At 42.0% G+C, this 21,896-nt stretch carries 21 protein-coding genes; 16 read left to right on the top strand and 5 right to left on the bottom strand.

Annotation, left to right across the window (positions count from 1 at the left end):
* Positions 1-240: 240 nt before the first annotated feature.
* Positions 241-1,686, bottom strand: coding sequence for a hypothetical protein (locus tag NSQ50_RS22245; protein ID WP_076224905.1), 1,446 nt, complete (start codon positions 1,684-1,686; stop codon positions 241-243).
* 54 nt (positions 1,687-1,740) lie between these two features.
* Here NSQ50_RS22245 and NSQ50_RS22240 point away from each other — a divergent pair, with 54 nt between their 5' ends.
* The 3 genes from NSQ50_RS22240 (at position 1,741) to NSQ50_RS22230 (ending at position 3,799) form a co-directional block, all read left to right on the top strand.
* Positions 1,741-2,352, top strand: a complete 612-nt coding sequence (locus tag NSQ50_RS22240) for a DedA family protein (protein WP_036683119.1) — start codon at positions 1,741-1,743, stop codon at positions 2,350-2,352.
* Positions 2,353-2,501: 149 nt separating this feature from the next.
* On the top strand, positions 2,502-2,855 hold the full coding sequence (locus NSQ50_RS22235) for a VOC family protein (protein WP_036683117.1): 354 nt from the start codon (positions 2,502-2,504) through the stop codon (positions 2,853-2,855).
* A gap of 242 nt (positions 2,856-3,097) precedes the next feature.
* Positions 3,098-3,799 (top strand): DUF421 domain-containing protein, encoded by a 702-nt coding sequence (locus tag NSQ50_RS22230; RefSeq protein WP_036683116.1) that lies wholly within the window; start codon positions 3,098-3,100, stop codon positions 3,797-3,799.
* 736 nt (positions 3,800-4,535) lie between these two features.
* Here the strand turns inward: NSQ50_RS22230 and NSQ50_RS22225 are convergent.
* Entirely contained in the window at positions 4,536-4,937 is a 402-nt protein-coding gene (locus tag NSQ50_RS22225) for a VOC family protein (protein WP_036683113.1), read from the bottom strand.
* 84 nt (positions 4,938-5,021) lie between these two features.
* Positions 5,022-5,687 carry a LysR family transcriptional regulator substrate-binding protein gene (locus NSQ50_RS22220; protein WP_256717098.1) on the bottom strand — a complete coding sequence of 222 codons (666 nt, stop codon included), beginning with the start codon at positions 5,685-5,687 and terminating at the stop codon, positions 5,022-5,024.
* On the opposite strand from NSQ50_RS22220, the gene NSQ50_RS22215 reads away from it, so the two are divergent.
* The gene (locus tag NSQ50_RS22215; RefSeq protein ID WP_306068404.1) at positions 5,645-6,616 is read left to right on the top strand and encodes an MFS transporter; all 972 of its coding nucleotides are present in this window, start codon (positions 5,645-5,647) and stop codon (positions 6,614-6,616) included. The two genes, NSQ50_RS22220 and NSQ50_RS22215, sit on opposite strands and share 43 nt — an antisense overlap.
* A gap of 49 nt (positions 6,617-6,665) precedes the next feature.
* Here NSQ50_RS22215 and NSQ50_RS22210 read toward each other — a convergent pair whose 3' ends face one another.
* The gene (locus tag NSQ50_RS22210) at positions 6,666-7,409 is read right to left on the bottom strand and encodes a MerR family transcriptional regulator (RefSeq protein ID WP_038572641.1); all 744 of its coding nucleotides are present in this window, start codon (positions 7,407-7,409) and stop codon (positions 6,666-6,668) included.
* A gap of 91 nt (positions 7,410-7,500) precedes the next feature.
* Here NSQ50_RS22210 and NSQ50_RS22205 point away from each other — a divergent pair, with 91 nt between their 5' ends.
* Together NSQ50_RS22205 and NSQ50_RS22200 are read left to right on the top strand one after the other, a co-directional pair.
* Positions 7,501-8,202 (top strand): CPBP family intramembrane glutamic endopeptidase, encoded by a 702-nt coding sequence (locus NSQ50_RS22205; RefSeq protein WP_076224904.1) that lies wholly within the window; start codon positions 7,501-7,503, stop codon positions 8,200-8,202.
* Positions 8,203-8,520: 318 nt separating this feature from the next.
* Positions 8,521-9,444: a helix-turn-helix transcriptional regulator gene (locus tag NSQ50_RS22200; RefSeq protein ID WP_051491268.1), complete on the top strand. Its 924-nt coding sequence runs from the start codon at positions 8,521-8,523 to the stop codon at positions 9,442-9,444.
* Positions 9,445-9,858: 414 nt separating this feature from the next.
* On the opposite strand, the gene NSQ50_RS22195 is transcribed toward NSQ50_RS22200, so the two are convergent.
* A complete protein-coding gene (locus NSQ50_RS22195) occupies positions 9,859-11,124 on the bottom strand; it encodes an IS110 family transposase (protein WP_036684113.1) in 1,266 nt (421 codons plus the stop codon).
* Between the two features lie 300 nt (positions 11,125-11,424).
* Between NSQ50_RS22195 and NSQ50_RS22190 the strand changes: the two genes are divergently transcribed.
* From NSQ50_RS22190 to NSQ50_RS22145, 10 genes are all read left to right on the top strand, one after another.
* The gene (locus NSQ50_RS22190) at positions 11,425-12,192 is read left to right on the top strand and encodes a nucleotidyltransferase domain-containing protein (protein WP_076223599.1); all 768 of its coding nucleotides are present in this window, start codon (positions 11,425-11,427) and stop codon (positions 12,190-12,192) included.
* A gap of 286 nt (positions 12,193-12,478) precedes the next feature.
* Positions 12,479-13,261 (top strand): SDR family oxidoreductase, encoded by a 783-nt coding sequence (locus NSQ50_RS22185; protein WP_038572625.1) that lies wholly within the window; start codon positions 12,479-12,481, stop codon positions 13,259-13,261.
* A gap of 404 nt (positions 13,262-13,665) precedes the next feature.
* On the top strand, positions 13,666-14,520 hold the full coding sequence (locus NSQ50_RS22180) for a hypothetical protein (protein WP_076223596.1): 855 nt from the start codon (positions 13,666-13,668) through the stop codon (positions 14,518-14,520).
* Positions 14,521-14,698: 178 nt separating this feature from the next.
* Positions 14,699-15,142 carry a GNAT family N-acetyltransferase gene (locus NSQ50_RS22175; RefSeq protein ID WP_036683081.1) on the top strand — a complete coding sequence of 148 codons (444 nt, stop codon included), beginning with the start codon at positions 14,699-14,701 and terminating at the stop codon, positions 15,140-15,142.
* Between the two features lie 122 nt (positions 15,143-15,264).
* Positions 15,265-15,705, top strand: coding sequence for a DUF6678 family protein (locus tag NSQ50_RS22170; protein ID WP_051491267.1), 441 nt, complete (start codon positions 15,265-15,267; stop codon positions 15,703-15,705).
* Positions 15,706-16,013: 308 nt separating this feature from the next.
* The gene (locus tag NSQ50_RS22165) at positions 16,014-17,198 is read left to right on the top strand and encodes an MGDG synthase family glycosyltransferase (protein ID WP_036683080.1); all 1,185 of its coding nucleotides are present in this window, start codon (positions 16,014-16,016) and stop codon (positions 17,196-17,198) included.
* 202 nt (positions 17,199-17,400) lie between these two features.
* Positions 17,401-18,465 (top strand): serine hydrolase domain-containing protein, encoded by a 1,065-nt coding sequence (locus NSQ50_RS22160; protein WP_076223594.1) that lies wholly within the window; start codon positions 17,401-17,403, stop codon positions 18,463-18,465.
* 114 nt (positions 18,466-18,579) lie between these two features.
* The gene (locus NSQ50_RS22155) at positions 18,580-19,689 is read left to right on the top strand and encodes a hypothetical protein (protein ID WP_038572617.1); all 1,110 of its coding nucleotides are present in this window, start codon (positions 18,580-18,582) and stop codon (positions 19,687-19,689) included.
* 154 nt (positions 19,690-19,843) lie between these two features.
* Positions 19,844-20,302, top strand: coding sequence for a GNAT family N-acetyltransferase (locus NSQ50_RS22150; protein WP_076104339.1), 459 nt, complete (start codon positions 19,844-19,846; stop codon positions 20,300-20,302).
* A gap of 28 nt (positions 20,303-20,330) precedes the next feature.
* Positions 20,331-21,803 (top strand): amidase family protein, encoded by a 1,473-nt coding sequence (locus NSQ50_RS22145; RefSeq protein ID WP_076223592.1) that lies wholly within the window; start codon positions 20,331-20,333, stop codon positions 21,801-21,803.
* Positions 21,804-21,896: the final 93 nt, after the last annotated feature.

Below are 21,896 nucleotides of genomic sequence, written 5' to 3'. Positions count from 1 at the left end.
TTCCTCCCTTCTTTTAAATTACCTTTCTTCCATAAAATACTATACAATTTCGGAACAATCAACGCTAGATTTGATATTTTACTAACTTATTTTTCTTATTTGTCGTAATTATGTATATCCTTACCATGCGGATGTTATTAATCAGAATACTTAATTGTGGATCGGTGACTATTGGCTAGATTGCCTCAGGTCAGCGTTTTTTTTGCGTTCTACAGAGTGAGGAATTAACGAGCTGGATCATCACTCTGGGATAAACGAGAAGACACTGCCATAGGTCCCTGTAAATACGGGCTGACCGAATTTTTGTGTCCATTCCTTGAGTAGCTTATATGAGACCTTTTTGCTCGTAATTACATAATCGGGATGATCGTAATTAACGATCTCGGGAAGGTATTCAGAGAATCCGTGCATCGAGCGTTCAAAAGCAGTCCAACCCAATACGCCAAGAGAATCTTTTGTCACGAAGGGATCTTGTCTGCCATCACATAACACATCTCCCCCTCGGAACATGACATAGCCGGATGAACCGTAGTGGGCGAGAACTTTGGGACGTGTACCTTCAGGTGTATGCTGCAGAATATAGTCCATTTCATCTACAGGATATTTTTTAGCGTCAATAACTGGTGGTACAAGGAACAGATAAGCAATGTTTAGCAGCAGACCAACTGCCAGTAACCCTCGTAATGTACTTTGTCGGACTAGAATACCTGTTTTGGTGAACTCAGGAAGCGCATCAAAAAATACAGCCGCAAAATAGGGAATGAACAGCCACATAAACAGGTTTTGCTTGAAGTTTGATACACCGAGGTATAGAATCCCAAGCATAAGAAAAAAACGGAACGGTTTACGCTGGAGTGCAAAAGGAAGTGTGCAGGCAAAGAACATAAGCAACAGTAGAATGGGCAAATTATCCAAGCTATTGAACCGAATCGGCTGCCATTCATTAATCAGCAGGTTAAAGTTCTTTTTCGTTACTGTCAAAATAAACAAGAGGCTTTTTACGCCGCCTGGATTTAGAATGCCAACTAACCAGATGAGACCGAAGACTATAATTTTACGCTCATTCAGCGTTTTTTGGATCAATGATTCAAGCAAGGCCATCCCTGTAAATACAGCAATTACAAGCCATACTCCTGCATGGAAATTGGCAATGCCAATAGAAAGGGCAATCATCGCAGCGGCATATTTCTTTTGAGCACTCATTTGATATTCACGCAAATATACGAAAAACCAGACAATCATAAACGAAGAGATCATCTGTGGACGGCCTTTGAAATAATTATAATAAATCCAGCAAGAAATTAGCAGCACAAAAGGGAGCAGGAGAACATGGTCTTCCTGAAGTCCCAGTTCTTTGCGTGAAACCTTACCCAGCCGAAGCAATCCGAGCACTAACAAGAACAAGCATACAGCGGTCAAAATATACACACCCGGCCATCCAAACGCTGCATAAAGCGGGGCAACGAGCAGCTGGAATCCGAATTCATGAGGGACGTAGGGCAGCTTACTTCCGTAAAAAGTATGTATGGCATGATGTAGAACTTGTCCGTGCTCGATCATATATTGTCCTAGCTCTATATGCCAGAAGGTATCGGGATCATTGTAAGAAAATTTAGGGAACATCAGCAAGATAGCGGCTATAACGAATATGCCGTACAAAAGTTTGTGTATATTGAATTTCACCATTATTTTGTTTCCTTTCTTATATAATAGAAAATTTATGAAGCGGAGTGAACACTCATGCATCAACTCTTTACGTGGATATCTGAATCCGCGCTTCACCTTGTTAATTCTATGGGCATTTGGGGCATATGGTTAGGGATGATTCTAGAGAGTGCCTGTATTCCCATTCCCAGCGAAGTGATTATGCTCAGCGGTGGCTGGCTGATTGCGCAAGGCTCGCTTACTTTTATGGAAGTTGCTGTTGCTGGGATATTCGGAAACCTACTGGGTTCCATCATTGCCTATTATATTGGTAAGGCTGGTGGACGCCGGTTATTAGAGAAATACGGAAAATATATTCTCCTGAATGAGCATCATTTGGAGCAATCGGAGCGTTGGTTCGAGCGTTATGGCGAGAGTACCGTATTTTTTACTCGTATGTTGCCCTTTATTCGTACTTTTATCTCACTGCCCGCAGGGATTGCTGGAATGAAAGCTTGGAGATTCATAACATTTACAGCACTCGGCTGTATCCCGTGGAACTTAGCTTTGATCTATCTGGGATACCGCTTAGGTGACAACTGGGGTATCGTGGAGCAATTTATTCGCCCAATCAGTTATACCATTTGCGGAATCGTGGTGCTTCTTGTGTTGAGATGGTTAGTACGGAGATTTCGTAACCAGACTTAATGCCAACTCTTCGGGTGTTTTCTGCTCGGTGAGCCTCACAGCTTATTATGGATAAATTAAGGTTAGGAACGTCGATGCTAGAATTAACTGTTATATGTTGAATGTATTCTATATTCAAGATTAATCTACTTATGTCTGGGAGGTTTGAAATGAAGGTCAAACGAATCGTCGCCAATATAAACACGAAGGATATCACGGCAGCTAAATGCTTCTATGAGGATGTGCTCGGTCTTGATTTAATGATGGATCATGGTTGGATTAGAACTTATGGTTTAGACGAGGAGATGAGCATTCAGATTAGTTTTGCCTCACAGGGTGGCTCAGAAACGCCTACGCCTGATCTATCAATTGAAGTCGATGATGTCGATGCTACATTTGAAAGCATGAAGAAAGCTGGATTTCCGATAGAATATGGGCCTGTTGATGAGCCTTGGGGCGTTCGGCGATTCTATGTCCGCGACCCGTTTGGCAAACTTATTAATATTCTTGCACATAGACATTAGAAGAGTGGTCACGGCGTGCAGAAATCTTGATTGTTAAACTGTCGAATAGCGATAGCTAAATGATGACATAGGGGCAGCCGGTCAGGGGATCGGCCGCCTTTGTTCAACTAACGGGCAGTAGAGCGTAATGTCGCTGATACAAAAAACTAACATTACATAAAGTGTTGCTACGAATTGTATGTCTTGGGTAGAGATAGGGCAACCTAATTAATGGAAAATAAGATAACGGAGGAAAAGAGCGCGTGGATTTTTTTAAGAGCCAAGAGTCATTGTCGGCAATAGGGTGGATTTTACGCTCGATTGTCGGATTTGTATTCCTTATAATTGCTGCCAAAATGATGGGTCAGCGTTCAATATCGCAGCTTAGGTTTCTTGATTTCATCATCGCGCTGACGCTGGGAAATATTATTGCGCATCCACTGTCGGACGAGCAACTTGGCCTGAAGGGTTCCATGATTACGACTCTTTCGCTCGTGATCCTATACATAGTCGCGATCTGGCTCAGTTTAAAGATCCCACTGTTAAAACAATTTTTCGATCCTCCAGCGATTACTCTTATTCAGGAAGGGAAGCTTAATTACCGGAACCTGTCGAAGGCAAAGTTACCTATTGATTTTTTGTATGCAGAGCTGAGAAAGTCGAGCGTAGAGGATATCTCGAAGGTTGCCTTTGCTTCATGGGAGCCAGGCGGTACTCTTTCTGTATTCGTAAATACGGCTTATCAGCCTGTAACTCCGGCTGATCTGAAGTTGGCCACACAACCATTTAACCTGACCAAACCGATTATTGTGGATGGCCACATTGAACATGCACTGTTACGCGAAATCGGCAAAAACCGCGAATGGCTGGAAACGGTAATACAGCCCCACTTATTGAACAATGTCATCTTGGCAACCGTAGATAGTAAGCTTACAGTGCAGGTACATGTGGTTGAGGGTCCATAAACGTATGTTTCCTCCGAAAGTGTAATCGCGTAGCCATGAAATTTGAATATATAATACGGTTCACCGTAATGCTTCCAAATACAAAGTACAGTTTGACCACAAAATGTATATCAGTATATAAAGCAAAAAACACTCCTGACAATGGAGTGTTTTTGTTATTAAAATTTATTTGAGGTCCATGTAGCAATTCCATTCATTGGACATGCAACAACCAGCCAATTATCAAATTCTACTCCCACCTGCCAACATTCATACTTCTCATGAAAACCATTAACAAATAATATGCTTCCTGATTCCAAGTTTATAATTAAATGTGGAGTAACGTCTCCCAATTTTATATCTGTAATTTTTTCACGTCTCAGCTTTATTATTTGACTGTACTTTTCTTCCTCTGAGACATCTGCAATTTGACTTTCATTACTAGGGTATTGAGAGGGAACTGAATCAAATATAGTCCACTTTGATTCAATGTTCAGGTACAGTTGACCAGCTAAATCATCGAACTCGTTCAGCGAAGTCCCTATTTTCTTTATTCATTCCGTTCCCAGCTCTTTTCATCAACGTATAAGCAAAATTTTTACACCATATCTTGGATTTGTCGGTGTTGGCTTTTCGCTTCAAATTTCACTCCTAAAAAACTCAATTACGACACAAAGGCAGCCAGTCAATGGAGCGGCTGCCTTTGTTTAGCTAACGGAAGGTTAGTTCAAATATGCAGGTGACCTGCGTTTTTATATTAGCGTTTTGGCATTTTGCTCTCATCCATGTACAGCAGATTCCAGCGGTGACCGTCCAGGTCGGCAAATCCTGCGCCGTACATCCAGCCGTCAGTTTCACTTGGCTTGCCAAAGATGTTTCCTCCGGCAGACTCTGCTTTTTGGATAAAGGCATCTACTTCTTCTCTGCTTTCAGCACCAATGGAGAATATTACTTCAGCGCTATGGGAAGTATCTGCGGTCTTTGAACCTGTGAATTTCTCAAACGCCGCATCCGGAAACAGCAGAATTGTTGTTTGGCCTATAACAAGCTTGGCTCTCTCGTTACCAACACTCACCGCTTGGAATCCAATCTCATTGAAAAAGGCAGTTGACCTCTCAACATCTTTGACTGGCAGGTTAATCCAAATCTCCTGTGACATGGCTGTAGCCTCCTAATATATTTTCAACTATTCCTACTATACTCTACTTCTGGCAGCAGAAGCGATCTCTTTCGCAACTCACCTTTAATTGAAATACTCGATAGTTTTCTCAATAAATGCCTTGGCCGATTTTGTCAGAAAACGGTCGGAACGATGAATGATCTCAAAGTGACGATATGGCGGATCGTCTGTAATTCGGATGCAGTGTAGTGTTGGTTCATTCATCGCTTGGATCAGAGGATAAGGCAGCAATGTTCCTCCGACGTTGGCTTTAACCAAGCTAATAATGGAAGTTGCCGAACTGGTCTCCATGATCGTATTTAAGCTGAAGCCATATTTACGGCAATAGCCATCAACCAATTCTCTGCCTGTAAATCCTTCGGGGAACATTACAGTTTGGATATTACGCAGTTCCTGGATTCCAATTGTGCTTCGTTCAGCCCAATCATGTTTCTCGGAAACGACAAGTACATATTCTTCACTGCACAAAGGAATGCGTACAAGCCGGTCATCAGGAGCGGAAATGATCTCGATCCCGATGTCTACTTCATTATCCAGTACTTGATTCAAGACGTAGATCGAAGAGATAACCTTCAGCTGCACCTTAGGGAATCGCGTATGAAAATTCACGAGTAATGGGGTGAGCCGATAGTCCAGATCGGAAGGGAGAACACCAATTACCAACCGCCCTCGTTGATCATTGCGTAATTCAGCTAACGCATCCTGGGTATTCTGTAAATGCCGAATCATCTGTACACAGTGCTCCAGAAAGAGATTTCCGGCCTGAGTCATCACAATCTTTTTGCCGACTCGGTCAAATAAGGGAACTCCGAGTTCATCCTCGAGCGCGCAGCTTCATCAAGCAGTACTTCCCTGACCGAGTGGCATCCATGGTGGGTATTTACTCTACAGCGATGGTGATGGGGGCCAGCATTAGTGTGGGACTATCGGTTCCGCTACAGCATACGCTGGGTGGTTCGTGGAGAGGCTCGTTGGCTGTATGGGCATTAGTCGCAGCCATTGCATTGCCGATATGGTTGAGATTAGCCTGGTCTGCGCACGCAGATCGACAATCCGGTAAAATCTCCAGTGTACTTAATGCACCACTTCCGGTGAACAACAAACGTGCCTGGGTGCTGACATTATTCTTCGGGCTGATGGCAGCGATCTTCTATTCATTGACCGCTTGGCTTGCACCAGCAATCCAAAGCCAGGGGTATAGTCAAGAGACGGCCGGCAAAATCCAAACTTTATTTACATTGATATCGCTGCCCTCTACGTTGTTCATTCCCATGCTTGTACATCGTTACCAAAGACGTGTATTCTGGCTTGTCGGGTGTGCATTATTGGAGTTGATGGGTGTCCTGATGCTGAACCTAACCGTTAGCCCCTGGCTCGCGGCGATTCCGCTCGGTATTGGAGCGGGTGGGCTGTTCCCGATTGCACTGATGTTGCCCATTGATGAAACAAGCAGTGCTCAAGAAGCCAGTAGCTGGTCCGCAATGACCCAATCTGGTGGCTACATTCTCGGAGCGCTTGGGCCGCTAGCCATTGGCTGGCTGCACGATGCAACAGGCAGCTTCGTTCAAGCATTTTATGGATTGGCTGTAATCATCGTGCTTCAGATTATCGTTCAAATGGCTATAGGAAATAAAAAAAAGTTCTCCAGCGAGTTATGATAAACCGCAACCTGGTGTATAAAGAAATCTATCAATATGATGAAATCTCCTATTTCTGTTCCGTCTCTTTTTCTAGAGCGTGAGCAATGCTAAGCTCCACAAAGTTCAGCGCTTCGTCGGAAACGGGATATAGTCCTGACTCTGATGTAGGGAGCTTCCTCACTTCCCAAAACTTCTCCATCAATTCCTCGTCTCCATTAAAGGTTTCGTGTGATAGCTTTATTAACTCACAGGCAATGGAATAACCTTCATCAGATTCAGGTGGAACAGATTGTTGTATGCACCACTCAATCCGGCGCAGCAAAGAGGCATATTGCTGAGTGGTCTGGTCATTACTGCTGAGATTGGGTAGTGCATTTTGTAGAAAGGTACTTTCGTCATCGTTGAAGTAATCGATCCATTGTTTAGAAATGGGTTGTACGTTCTGGACCAGATGAGAAACCCGATCCCAGGAGAGTGTACCTTCTAGATCAATCATGTTGATCAAAGAAGTAGTATTTGCAATACTGCCCTGAAGAGAAGCAAGCTGCTCCTGAAGATGATTATGATGTGCGATTAGAATATGACGAAAGGATAGCTTGTCCATTACATTTTGAATGTCTTCAAGCGGTAGTGATAGTGATTTAAGCAACGTTATCTTTTCGAGAGTGAATAAATCTTCTTCTGAATAATAACGGCGGCCGTTATCTTCCTTATAACTCGGTGTAAGTAGACCGATCTGATCGTAATAACGTAGGGTTCGAACCGAAATGTTCCGCTGTTTGGATATTTGTCCTGTTGTCCATCTATTCATGGTTCTTTTTCCTCCCAAAAATAATGCTTGCAGGTGACGTAACGTCACCTATTATCATTAAATTATATCACAGAGGATTGAGGGATTAAGGATGACCAGCACGGAAATGTGGAAGAAGATGGATCAGTGGACATGGCGTGAGTTTATTGCTTTACTTGCGCTTGAGTTTGTATTTGTTATATTCGTTATCAAATATGCGGTACAGTCAATGTATGAGCAATGGCTGGGGAATACTCTTTATTCAGGAACTCTTACAGGGCTTACCATAGCAATTGTACTTTTGTTAGGGTTATATTTTATTGCTTTACGACCGAAGAAAATGCCTTGGACTGAGGTAGGAGTAAAGAGATTTTCTGCGAAAGATTGGTGGAGAATTGCGCTGTGGACACTTATTCTTATCGTATTGAGTATGGCGACTCTCTATCTCACGAGTTTTCTTGGGAATACGGTGGACAATAGCAAAACAGAGAGTCTGAAGCAAAATGTCACTCTATTTACTATAATTATTGGTATTGTGTCGGCAGGGATCGTGTCACCATTTTATGAGGAGATATTTTACCGTGGATTTGTATATCGTTGGTTACGGACTCGTGTTAGTATGAGCTGGGCGATTGTGATTAGTTCGCTAATCTTTACGCTTGCACATTTTCCCACTATGAATGCCATGCCCGTGAATTTTATTAGTGGAGTTGTCCTTGCATGGACCTATGAACGTACGGGATCGGTCGTGCCTGGTATGATCGTTCACGGTGTGTTTAATACGATTGCGGTGTTGTTAACAGCGATGAGTTAGAGTGATGATTATATTATGTATAAACGATGAGCGCTGATGAGCCTCAGGGTTTCTGCATTAATTGGACGAGAGAGCAACGTATTTAAGACTTCGGTACTGACCAAAGGCCTGGGTGTAATTCAACTAGCGGGTAGGATAATGGAAATGATTTGTAGAAAAAAACCTATAAATGAAAGTGACAAAAGTGGACAATTCTACCGGCAGTTGAATAAAGCGCCTGGGATAATTCAACCACCGCTTGATAGGATTGCGTTTGAGGAAATGCTATGCTGTTTTCGACAGTGCGCACTGTACATTTTGTTTTATTGGAGGTATACAATGCTCGACTTGCGTAAAATTGGAGCTTATATTTCGAAGCTTCGCAAAGACCAGGATTTGACCCAATTAGAACTTGCCGACCAACTGAATGTAAGTCATCAAGCGGTATCGAAATGGGAACGGGGCGACTCGCTACCGGATATCGGAACGCTTCCGCAGTTTGCGAGGTTATTCGGCAAAACGGTAGACGACATTTTAAATGCAGGAGACAACGCAGAAAATCGGGAGCACCCGCACCTAGGAACGATCGTTGAGGAGATCGCAGAGAACAGGCCGGACCAAGTTGCAGAGATGGTCAATACCGGTGAGGTGGAGGTGGAAGAACTTGTAGAAGTAGCGCCGTTTGTAAAAGCGAGTGCTCTGCATAAGGTTACAGAACGATTAGACAGCAGCGTCCTTAAGTTAGACGTGATCATGCGGCTGGCTCCGTTCCTTGGAACAGATACATTGGATGAACTGGTTCGTCAGGCAGAAGAGGGCGAAATTGTGTGGAATACCATTACTGGACTCGCTCCGTTCGTCAGCAGCGACACATTAAGCCGACTGGTAGATAAATCAATTGACGGTTCCTTAGAAGTGCACAATCTTGTTGGAATTGCCCCATTTCTTGAAAAAGAACATGTAGATCGGTTGGTACAACAAGCAGAAGAGGGTAGCTTGAGCTGGAATTCCGTTCAAGGGTTGGCACCCTTTATTAGCAGAGAAACGTTAAGCCGCTTGGTAGACCGGGTTGCAGATGGCACTATTGATGCGAACCGGATCATTAGCCTCGTACCTTTTCTGGACAGGGAAAATCTCGAGAAGTTAATTAGTGGAGTCGAAGCTGAACATCTTAGCCCAGATCTGCTGGCAAGCCTTGCTCCTTTCGTCGATCAAGGGACATTGAGCAGAATGGTGACAAACTTATTAAATAAAGTAAAGTAGACACGTATATCGGAGATTGGTGATGCATAGGCAATGGCGTTAAGCTCCCTCGAAATGATTCAGTTTCCTCACTCAGACTCATGAATTCGCAGGATTTCATCCTGTAGTTAAAGTGATGAAGAGGATGATGAAGGAGCCGGTGGCTGGGAGATGGGGAATTGGGCATGCGTAAATAAGGGTGAATAAGGATCACCCATATTGTTCCATTATATGCACGTCTCCACTTCGCCCTAGCGATTCTCACTCCCATGTCTCAACGGGTCATAGCCCTTTCATTCCTTCGTCACATCTAACTAAGGGGTGGAGGTCGGTCTTTCTAACGGAACGGGTCCGAGCCCTTTTGCGTAACGTCTCCCGATACTCCGTGCTTCTTGTTATCCTGCGAATGCATGAGTCGATGAGGATTAATTGGTTTTATGCTGCTTGTGGGAATACCTTGATCGGTTCGTAAGCGGTACTGCTTTTAGCCAATGCGACTAGCATTCTCGCTACTTTACCGATTAATTTCATAATGGATTTCATCTTCTTCAGTTTCTTTTCCTCTACATTATAACGATGTGCCGCTCGTATCTCCGGATTTGTCATAACCATACTCATTGTCATGAGATAAAGAAAATGACGTAAACGTGGCCGGCCTCGTTTGCTGAGCACCATCTTTCCTCGCCATTTCCCGGAGCTAGCTTCAGCTAGATTTAACCCAGCATGACGCAGTAAAGCATTTCCGTGCGTATATCCGCTTAGATCACCAGCCTCACCGAGTACACCAGCTAGATTCGTAACATAGATGCCTCGTATTTCAAGGAGCTTCTGTGCATAAGGAATACGCTTAAGAATGAGGCGGAGCTCATGCTCAATTTGTTCAAGCTGGCGCTGGGCCAGGTCATATTCTTCGAGCAATTGCCCAAGATGGAGCTTGTATGCGTGGAGTGCCTGAGTGGCACCCACACTGGATTTCGCAAGTGAAATGAGTAGCTCAGCACGTTTAACTCCAGCATGACGCTTTACATATTGCTTCCAACCGGCAAGGACCTGTTCCGTATTTAACAGACGGATCTCTTTTGGCAAGGGGAAGAGTCGGAGTGTTGCGATTGCACTGGTGCAAGTGAGGATTTTAAAAACCTGACGAAGTTCAGGGAAAACAATGTCTACCCAGCGATGAATCTGATTAACCGCAGCGTTGAGGCGCTTGGTAACCGTCTCTCGGTTCGCCATTAGAATACGTAGTTCCTCGTAATCTTCGGGATGAAAACGAACAGGGGAGTAGTACCCGTTTTTGACCATGTCTGCTATGACAAGCGCATCTTTATGGTCACTTTTAGACGGTGTATTATCTCGGTTTTCCTTGTTCTTTTTGACGAGATGAGGATTAACCAGAACGGGCTCCATGCCTTGATCGAGGAGCCAACGTGCCAGGCTAAACCAGTAGTGGCCAGTGGGTTCCATACCAACTATGACGCTGCTAAGTTTGTAGGATTTGAGTAGATCTTGGATCCAGCGTTCGAACAGATCGAACCCTTCACGATGGTTACCGAATTCGAGCGGAGTTCCCAAAGCAATCCCACGAAAGCTGACCGCGCGGGCCACATGGACTTCTTGGGCGATGTCTACGCCAATGACCAAATGATGAACGGTAATGTTTTCAATGAGTTGATTTTGCTTGTCTTGAGCTTTAAACTTCATAGTAGAGCGACCTCCTAAATGGTGAGATTAAAAGGGCTGTAGACCCGTATCCAACTCCCATGTTACCGAGGCGCTCGTTTTTGTTCAAACTCCAAATTATTCAGTTTACAGGAATTCTAACGGGAAACGTTAATTTAATAAAAACATGTAAGCAGCCGCTCAAACAACCGGCTGCTTTTTCATTAAAGCTAACGGGCAGGATAGTTGAATGATTTCGCGAATAACTTAAGTCATGACGAATTTACGAAGTTCGCAAAAAGGCGTTAGCCGAAAGAAGTTCTTAGTTTAGGAGGAGTCTATATGATATTAGAAAAAGTTATAAATAGAATTGAAATACAAAGTGAATATAAGGATTTTGTTGATAAGTATATAGATAATATACTTACCGAATTCAAAGGTAAGATTCATAGCATTTATATGTGTGGCTCGATTCCAAAAGGAACTGCTAAACCTTTTAAGTCAGATGCAGACTTTACTATTGTATGTGTAAATCCCAAAGATATTGATTACGAAAGATTGTCAAAAATTAAAGACAGGCTTTTGGAAGAATATCCAATAGTAACTAAGATTGATACGATAATTTGCTCGATTGACGATGTATTAAGTAAACCAAATGAGTGGGGTTTTTGGGTAAAGATAATTTGTGTTTGCATATATGGTCATGACGTTGGTGAAAAAGTACCACCGATAATTATTTCTCCAGAGTTCATTTTAGACTTAAATACAGAGACCAAGGAGGAAATAGATCGTATACATAGTTTACTTTCTAATGCTAGTGATAATACAATGAAAACTAGATATATTAAAGGTTACTCTAAGAGATTAATTCGTGCATTATACTCTTTGGTTTTAGAAGATACAGGTGTATGGCAAGATGACATTATTAAGATGAAGAATGCCCTATTAAACTATTGTGAGATTGACTCCGCTTTAGTTGATTATCTGTATGCTTGTTACTTGGATAGTAATGTACTTGTTGAAGAGTTTCTGGGAATTGCAGATGAAGTATGTAGCTATTTTGAGAACGTCTTAAATGCAATGGCTGCTTCCAGAACTTCCCTCGGCTAACACCATATTGACGCTCCGGGTCACTCTGGGAAGCGAGTGACCACATCCAGCCCCCTAAGCCCGTCGGGACGTCACTGCGTTAGGTGTTTGGCAAGCCTCACAACTATAAGCAGCGACTCTAATTAAAACATATGACTATCGAGCTAACGGGAACTTTAGTTGAATAATACACATTAATGAGCAGGCGCTACGGTAGCCTGCTGTTTTTATTGAAGTAACGGGCAGATTTGCACAATAGTCACCGCAGTTTAATGCGACTTCAAAATAAAAAGGAGAGAAAAGACCCATGAATACTACACTTGGCAGATTAACAGGTCGAATCGCAATAGTAACAGGTGCAAGTCGCAGCACAGGAATCGGTGCTGCAGTGTGCAAAGAGTTGGCCTATCTAGGCGCTGATGTATTTTTTACACACTGGGTTAGTTACGATCAACAGATGCCCTGGGGTAGCAATAATGAGGAGCAAAAGCAACTTTGTGAGGAAATACGTTCCATGGGCGTTCGTTGCGAACACCTAATGATGAATCTTTCTGTACCTGAAAGCTTTGTGGATTTATTAAATAACGTTGAGCAGAAGCTGGGAGAACCTTCCATTCTTGTTAACAATGCTTGTTATTCGGTTAACGATGACTTAACCACGATTACCCCAGAGTCTTTGGATGCACACTACGCAATTAATGTTAGGGCGGTAACTATGCTTAGTGTGGAATTCGCTAGACGGTTTACGCAATCGGCAGGTGGTCGAGTTATTAATATGACATCGGGCCAATCACTAGGTCCCATGGCTGGTGAAATCTCTTATGCCACAACGAAAGGGGCAATAGATGCTTTCACACGAACTTTTGCAGCAGAGGTGGGACCGAAAGGCATCACCGTAAATGCGATAAATCCTGGACCCACAGACACCGGCTGGATGACTCCTGACCTACGACAGCAGTTATCTAAGCAATTTGTAACAGGTAGAGTAGGATTGCCTAAGGATGCAGCTCGTCTGGTTGCATTCTTAGCCAGCGATGATGGGGAGTGGATTACCGGCCAAGTTTTACATTCCACGGGTGGATTCAACTAACGGAGAACGATAGTTGAATAATACATTACTTTGATAAGCAGGTGCTTCGGTATCCTGCTCTTTTTATTAAGCTAACAGGCAGGATTGTTTAGAAAGTCCCTGATTGTATTTACCTATGCTTACTGTTAATCTAAACAATAGAGATGCAAACAAAGGAGCATAAACTTATCATGTGGAATACTCTGTAAAGATTAACAATTTGAAAGGATGCCTGAAATAGTGACTACACTATTTATTAGGTATGCTTTTCTTTAATCTTATAGGGTATGCAGGAAAAGGTGTATCATATACCCATCCTGCGGATACCTGATGGTATCCGCTTTTATTCGTGGGAAACAGCATAACAGCATCTCTATTGATTCCTACCTGTTTATCCTTCTACTAGCGAGTGGAGGAACTTTGTTATGCGATCGAAGTTAGTCTTGATTGAGGGAATGCCAGGATCTGGTAAAACAACAACTGCTCAGCAAGTTCATGAAATTCTTACGGAAGTGAACATTACATCCCAGCTTTTTTTAGAAGGAAATCTGGAACATCCTGCTGATTATGATGGAGTCGCTTTCTTTAAGAAAACCGAATGCGATGAATTATTGAATACCCATAAAAAGTTTAAAGATTTGTTGAGTAATCTAATGATTAAACAAGGTAACGATTACTTCCTGGAATATCGGAAAATAAAAAATGAAGTCTGGTCAAGTTTTCCAGATGAATTGCATCACGCAGTTTTTAAACATGATATTTATGAATTGCCGCTAGATCAAAATAGGAAACTGATAACAGAAAGATGGAAGAAGTTTGCGGATCGTGTTTTGTATGGCGCAGACACCTTTGTTTTTGATTGTTGTTTTATACAAAACCCTGTAACTATAGGCATGATTAAACATGGTGCGAAGAAGGAAGACGTTATAAGTTATGTTATTGAACTGGCAACAATTGTAGAGCGATTGAATCCATTGTTGATATATGTACAGCAGAATGATCTTGATCATTCTTTCAGAAAGGCTGTAAAGGAAAGACCTCAGGAATGGTCAGAGGGATTTATTGAATATTACACGAACCAAGGGTATGGAAAAGAACAAAATTATAAAGGGTTAGATGGAACACTGCAGGTTCTTAAAGCAAGAAGGGAACTGGAAGAAGAAATTTTTAACAGATTAAACATTACCAAGATAAAAGTTGATAACTCTTCTTATAATAAAAATGATTATAAGCAAGTTTTAGAGGGCATTTTATCAGAATATTATAAAACAACAAACTAATGAGAGAATGGATTCTAATGATTGCAGGCTGAAAAAGAGGCAATCTATAAAGCTTACGGGAAACGATAGCTGAGGAGCATTGCCATGACAATGCTCCTCTTTTATTTGTTAAAGTTACGGGCAGGATTGCTTCATCAATTGTCGAATCCTTTGCTTGAATATTTCTATAAAGGGGGGGATGGAAATTAAAATACGAGAAGTTGTAGCAAATGATTATACTGAAGTTGTTTTTTTATGGAATGATGTACTTGGCGTTCGCAATGTTAATATTGAAAACTTTCGAGTTACTATGGAAAACATGAATAAGGCTGGAAATTACAAAACATTCGTTGCATTATTTGAAAATGATGTGGTTGGTTTTGTCACTATAGTTCAGGCGTTATCCGTAGGGTCTTCGAATGGTTATCTACATATTCAAGGGCTTGCTGTTAAAAAGGAATTACAGCATAGTGGGATAGGTACAGAACTACTAAGATACACTGAAAATTACGCTAAAGAAATGGAAATATCAAGTATTATTTTATGTAGCGGATTTAAGCGAACCGACGCCCATGCTTTCTATGTGCATAGTGGCTATGACAAAGATTCATACTGCTTTGATAAGATTATTAAACTTGACTAATTTTGAATATGTAATAGCCGAGCAGCCATTTTGTATTAAGTTAACGGATAACGATAACTCAATAACGACACACGGGCAGGTCAGCGTGGGATTTATGTTGTTATTCAGGAGGATTTTTAATTGTGGGTTTTGAACAGGATTTTAAAAAAAGGGTACATGAAGTTATTACACAGAAACAATTATGTTCAGTTATGAATGACACTAAGTGGGGAAACTTACAAAGTGATGTACTAAATAAACTACCTTTTACCCCTCCATATCAAGCTAAGTATGTATTAGACGATATACTTTATCCAGAGAACTTCGAAAACGACGTCTGGTATTTAGGGGATTGGATAGAAGGACTTTCACCTTTTTTTTCTGTAGAATGGATACGGGTTAGACCAAGGTATCAGAAGCACAAGGGGAATCTGCTTCCTCCTGAATTAATTGACATAAGTAAAGAATTTCTTTCGATTTTACATGAATTAAGAATTCCGTATAGAGAAGAAAATAATACATTTTTCATTTATGGATATATATCAAATACAGACTCACTTTTCAAAGGTAATCAATTGAGCTAACGGGACACGTTAGTTCAATAAACCAGCGGCAGTCTAAAACTTTATTTACTCAGACACCAACTTTCATTTAATTTGATCATATTACACGTTCGAAGATGCTTTCGGACACAGTTTGCCTTTAACTAAACACAGAACATTAATCCTATCGTTACTGGAGGTTGATGCACTGTGTTTTTTTCTGCGGATTTCTTCGTTTGCTTCGCTCTATAGAAAATCATGAAGTTAATATTCAGTTGAGGATCTCATCACTATCTGTTTACGATTCAGAGTTAGAGTTAGAGAAGGCCAAGCGAAAAAGGAGCTTTCTCATGAACACAGATCCTAAAGTACTTATTGTAACTTCGGCATTTGGAGACGGGCATATCAAAGTAGCAGAAGCAATTGATCATTCTTTTAGACGTAGAGGGATCAGCCGGATTGTTACCTTGGATCTTTTCGCTGCAGTCTACCCTAGTCTGAATGAGCTGTCCCGCAGATTCTATCTGAACAGCACAGGTTATACTCAAGAATTTTATGGATTAGTGTACAAGTTGACGAGCAAGATTAAACCAGACCAGTTCATGGGTAAATGGATTCATTCTATGGGCAAGCGGAAAGTGCAAAGGATCATCGACGAGATTGGACCGGATATTATCATTCATACCTTTCCCTATTTGGCCGCTGCTGAGCTTGCATCAACAAAGGGAAGACGAATCCCCCTTTTCACTGTCATGACGGATTATGTGGTTCATGGCAGGTGGCTTCATCCACAAACCTCGAAGTATTTTATTGCTACGGAAAGTATGAAAGCAGAACTGATGTCATTAGGTATTGCTGAAGAAAAGCTTGTGGTTAGCGGGATTCCGATTCGTGAAGCTTTTGAACAGACTCAGGAACGTGAAGGCCTTTTACGTAAGCATGGACTAGATGGAAATCGACATTATCTATTACTTGCGGCAGGGGCTTACGGCGTGTTGAGTGATATTAACCATTTAATAATAAGGGCGCTGCAGCAATCAAACTTCGATGTAATGGTATTGTGCGGGAATAATCATAAGCTCCAGATGGCTACGGAAGAGCTTTTTCAAGAGAATCCTCGGGTTCACATACGGGGTTATACAGAAGAAATGCAGGAGCTAATGTGCATATCCTCCTGTCTGTTGACCAAAGCAGGGGGGATTACCTTGACTGAGGCGATGGCTCTAGCACTTCCTGTAATTGTCTATCGTCCGCTCCCCGGTCAGGAGGCAGGCAATGCAGAATGGTTGTCTGAGCACAATTTAATAGAGATTGCCCGAAACGAGGAGCAGTTAGTAGAGCAGCTTCAGAGATTGGAGCATCTGGGGTACAGGGATGGAAAGGTGCAGGATATGAAGAACTTTTCCCGGAAATCAGCCGCGGATGCTATCGTTACTGAGGCTTTAGAGGTTATCAAGCTGCGGCAGCCGTCTGTTTCAGCCGTAAAATCTATGGTTGTTGAAGGGCAGGCGAAGACGATTCATGGATATTATTAGCAAGGTAGAAAGACCACGCGTTGTGGGTCCTCTAATTGGAGGCTGGCTCGGAAGCTCGGGAAATGAATTGCTGCCTTTTCAAGTAAGCGACTGTTTATTTGATTATAATTATTTATTACCAGATAAAGGGTCGATAAGATGTTATTATTTGTATGGGTGAATTTATTGAAAATGGTGCTTTATTGTCATTGGGGAGGACAAAATGTACACGAATCAGAAGATAGAGGATATTTTGCATGAAATGCTAATCAAGTTTGTGGAAAATGAAAAGTTTCCGGGATTAGCGGCCGGAATCGTAAAGGACAACCAAGTTCTGTTTACTGGTGAATATGGGACGGCAAATTTATCGACGGGTGATCCTGTAGTTCGTGGCACTTTGTTTCACCAAGCCTCTGTCTCCAAAACCTTCGCAGCAACCGCCATTATGCAATTAGTTGAGCGTGGTAAGGTAGAATTGGATGCCCCCATCACTAAATACCTGTCATATTTTAAGTTAGAGGATGAGCGGTATCAAAATATAACAATAAGACAGCTTATGAATCATACCTCCGGTATGCCTGATGAGGAAGATTATGCGTGGGATCGCCCTGAATACGACGAGCAAAGTCTTGAACGATATGTAAAAGGGATAGGTCACCACAAGCTGTTAAGCCAACCGGGAGAGAAATTTGCCTATAGTAATATAGGATATGAGATCTTGGGAGATATGATAGCAAAAGTCAGCGATATGAGCTTCGAGCAGTATATGGAAAAAAATATTCTTGAACCAACAGGAATGCAGTCCAGTTCTTTTCTTAAACAGGAGGCTGAAGCTTATATTGCTGCACCTCATGTGCTTGGAGCTACCCATGAATGTGGTGGCTGCGTTAGTAGTGTTTTTCCATATAACAGGGCCCATGCACCTAGCTCCACTTTATATACCCATGCCGAAGATATGTGCCAATATCTGTCGATGCATCTAAACGGTGGAACAGCCGGGAACGGCAATGAAATCCTCCAGCCAGGTAGCTATGATGAAATGTGGAAACCTCATGCACAAACGGGCTATGATCCGGAAAATGCACAGATAGGATTGGGCTGGTTTCTAGGAGAATATAAAGGTTCTCGTATTCTCTCACATTCCGGCTGGGATACTGGATTCTTAAGCAATCTGTTCCTGCTTCCCGATGAAAAAATCGCTATTTCTGTTATGAGTAATTGTGACTATGTCAACATGGGCGGTGTATGCTTCCCAATCCTTGATCTGTTGCTTGGCTCCAATATTTAGAACGAGTCTGTAACTGATTTTACAACTTCATAACAAGGGGCTTCGTACTTTATAACATTCGTAACTTAAAGTACATGTAAGTCAAGCCCACTTACACTATGGAGGTTATGAGAAATGAAGAGTAAAGATGTGAAATCAGCCCTTGGGGTGATCGCGATATCCGGTGGTCTGCTGGCCCTGACTGCTTTGGCAGTGCCCAAAATCGTCGCTTACACTACAGTGAACCAGAATGTGTCTCAAGCGAACGTTTCCTACACGCAAGAACTCAACCAGAAGCCTGCTGTTCAACTGGCGAGCAGCCAGATCCCGGTACTTAAGGTTGCAACCAAAACACCAGTCTCGACGATCAAGTCGTATTTTGAGCGCACAGTCACCGCTGAAGAAATTAAGCAGATTAATGAGTATGCAGAGAAGGCCAGGCTCACTGGCAAGGATGAACAGCTTACGCGGCAATTTACGGACCAGGAGAATAAGCGGCGGATGTTATTGGATGATCAATACAAGTACGATGGTTTACGGCCCAAGCAGAAGCTACCTTTGAAATCAGGGAGCTCCGAATTTTATCTGGATCAAAGCAAATTTACCTATGTATTTCCTAAGCGCGAACTGACCGATGAAGAAATGCTGCAATTGATCGACTGGAATTACCGTTTTAATTATGTGGTAAGCCTCAATCTTGTCGTGGCACAGCCAGATAAGAAGGACATCAGTCAGGATGAAGCCCTACGCAGAGCAAAAGAGAGCGTAAGCCGTCTATTCGGTGTCGATCTCTCAAAGTTGCAGGCTCAGACCTCATATCATAAGCCTTTTCCTGATTCGAAAGGGCAATGGTTCGTTAATTTTCTACCTTACCGGGCAGAGACACTGCGGGCTCAGGATAAGTCTTATTTCATGTATAATACTTTCGTGGATGCAAAGAGCGGGACCGTACTTGATACCACGATAGTGGATCTGTCCTACAAGAGAACTCCGATTACAGCAGCTATAAATAAAAAGATTAGCCAGGATTCCAGCTGGCTTCAAGCCGCTAAATCCATTGTGGTGGACAAGCAGGGCGAGACCCGTGCGATAACCAGCTCCTCTATCATTAAAGACAGTGCATATGACAAAAGCGGAGTGGTAGCGGTCTTGGTCAAACTGAAAGACGGTAGCACCTACACGGCAGAGCTGCGCTATCCCGAGAAGACGCTGCGCTGCCTGATCTATACACCGGTTTCTAAGTAATGAAGTGAACCAGCGTTATAACCTACTTTAGTATTTACAACCTACAGCAAGCCCCACTCGGGGCTTGCTGCTATGCATTTTGAGAGCTGGTGGATGACTATTGTGAGAGCAGACATGGGTATAGGAATTTCTTTTTACAAGAAGGGATGGTTAGATGCTAGATATTAAATCCTTACAAGAATGTCCTCTTCGTCAAAATGAGCTTATTAAGTATGTCAAAAAACGGTGGCCAAAAGTACAACAAGTTGTGCTCCCCAATATACAAGAAAGTTTAATCTCAAAAGATGAGGAGTTTCCTTTTACATTTTTGCTGTTGAAACATGATGTAATCATCGGGTTTTATCAATTAATTGAGCAGGAATTTATAACTCGAAAAGATTTATCACCTTGGATTGCGCCATTGTTTATTGACGAAAGTGAGAGAGGCAAAGCACTAGGAGCCGTTTTGTTGGAGCATGCCAGAAAAATAGCTGGACAACTAGGTTATGCAAAAGTCTACTTGGCGACGGATCATATTCTTTATTATGAGAAATATGGATTTAAGGAGATAGGTCTGGATAACTTCGAGTGGGGACGGCCCACCAAAATATATGAACATGACACTATTACATAAATGACCCAAATGGAAAGCAGGAGTTATCATGGAACATATCTTCGAATTAGCAAAAATAAAGAGTGAAGAAATAACGATACTCGAACTGCAGGATGCAATGGTAAGAGGGGATGTTAGTTCTAGGGAACTTGTTATGTATTACATGTATCGGATAGCAACGTTTGACCAGAGTGGTCCCATGATAAACTCTATTATGGAAATGAATCCAGATGCGATTTTTATTGCCGAGGCATTAGATCAGGAGAGAAAATTAAGCGGAGCACGAAGTCTTTTACATGGTGTGCCTGTATTATTGAAAGGAAATATTGAAACGAATGATAAAATGCATACAACTGCTGGCGCATTAACTTTGGAAAACCATGTTAGCTCAAACGATGCTTTTCTTGTCCAAAAACTAAGGGATGCTGGGGCAATTATACTTGCAAAAACAAATATGACGGAATGGGCAAATGGGATGTCATCATCCATGTGGGCTGGGTATAGCTCAATAGGAGGACAAACCAAAAATCCATACGGGGATCATTTTCCGGGGGGTTCCAGTACGGGTTCTGCCGCTTCCGTTGCAGCCAACTTTTCAACAGTAGCCGTGGGGACAGAGACGTCTGGCTCTATTTTAAGTCCAGCTGTGCAAAACGCAATTGTTGGTTTAAAGCCAACTGTAGGTCTAATAAGTAGATCAGGCATAATTCCATGGTCATATTCTCAGGATACAGCTGGACCTATGGCAAGGAATGTGACAGATGTTGCGATCTTATTAAATGCACTTACGGGAAAAGATGAAAGTGATCCTGCTACTTGGAAAAATGAATATTCTACTATGGACTACACAGCATTTTTGGATAAAGACGGATTAAATAAAGCGACCATAGGCGTTTTTAGAAATGCTCTACCTAAGAATTATTGTGACATGGGTGAATATGATGAACATTTATTTAATGATGCTGTGGCTAAATTAAAAGATTCTGGAGCCAACATAATAGAAGATATAGATATTCCATCGTTCCATAGAGAGTGGAAATATAACAAAATGAATCTTGAATTTAAGCATTCCGTTGAAAATTACTTATATAACCTTCCGGCTCAACTTCCTGTCCATAACCTAAATGAATTGATTGAATGGAACGAGCGGAATTCGGAAAAGGCTTTGAAATATGGACAAGATATGCTGAACTATCGATCACAGCTAGATAAACCGTTGAATCATTCGGAATATATTGTAGAGTCTATCTCTGACTTATATTATTCGCAAAATATAGGGATCGATCATGCTTTAGAAAAGTATGGATTGGATGCAATCCTGTTTCCTGCTTATGTCGGAGCTGATTTAAGTGCTAGAGCAGGTTATCCAACTATAGCAGTGCCCGCAGGCTTTCAAGAGAATGGAAGAGCCTTTGGGATCACATTTGCAGGAACGGCATTTAGTGAACCGACACTCATTCGGATTGCATTTGCATTCGAACAACAAACGAAACACAGAAAAATGCCGGCTCTAAAGAAATGAAAGATGATTTGAAAATTAGAAAAAGGTGCATTTACAAACGAACGTATGTTTGCTAAAATGTTGATGTGGATAAAAATACCAAAGTGAAGAAAA

This window comes from Paenibacillus sp. FSL R10-2788, assembly GCF_038003885.1.
Taxonomy (GTDB): Bacteria; Bacillota; Bacilli; order Paenibacillales; family Paenibacillaceae; genus Paenibacillus_AQ; species Paenibacillus_AQ odorifer.
This window is presented reverse-complemented; position numbering and strand designations above follow the sequence as displayed.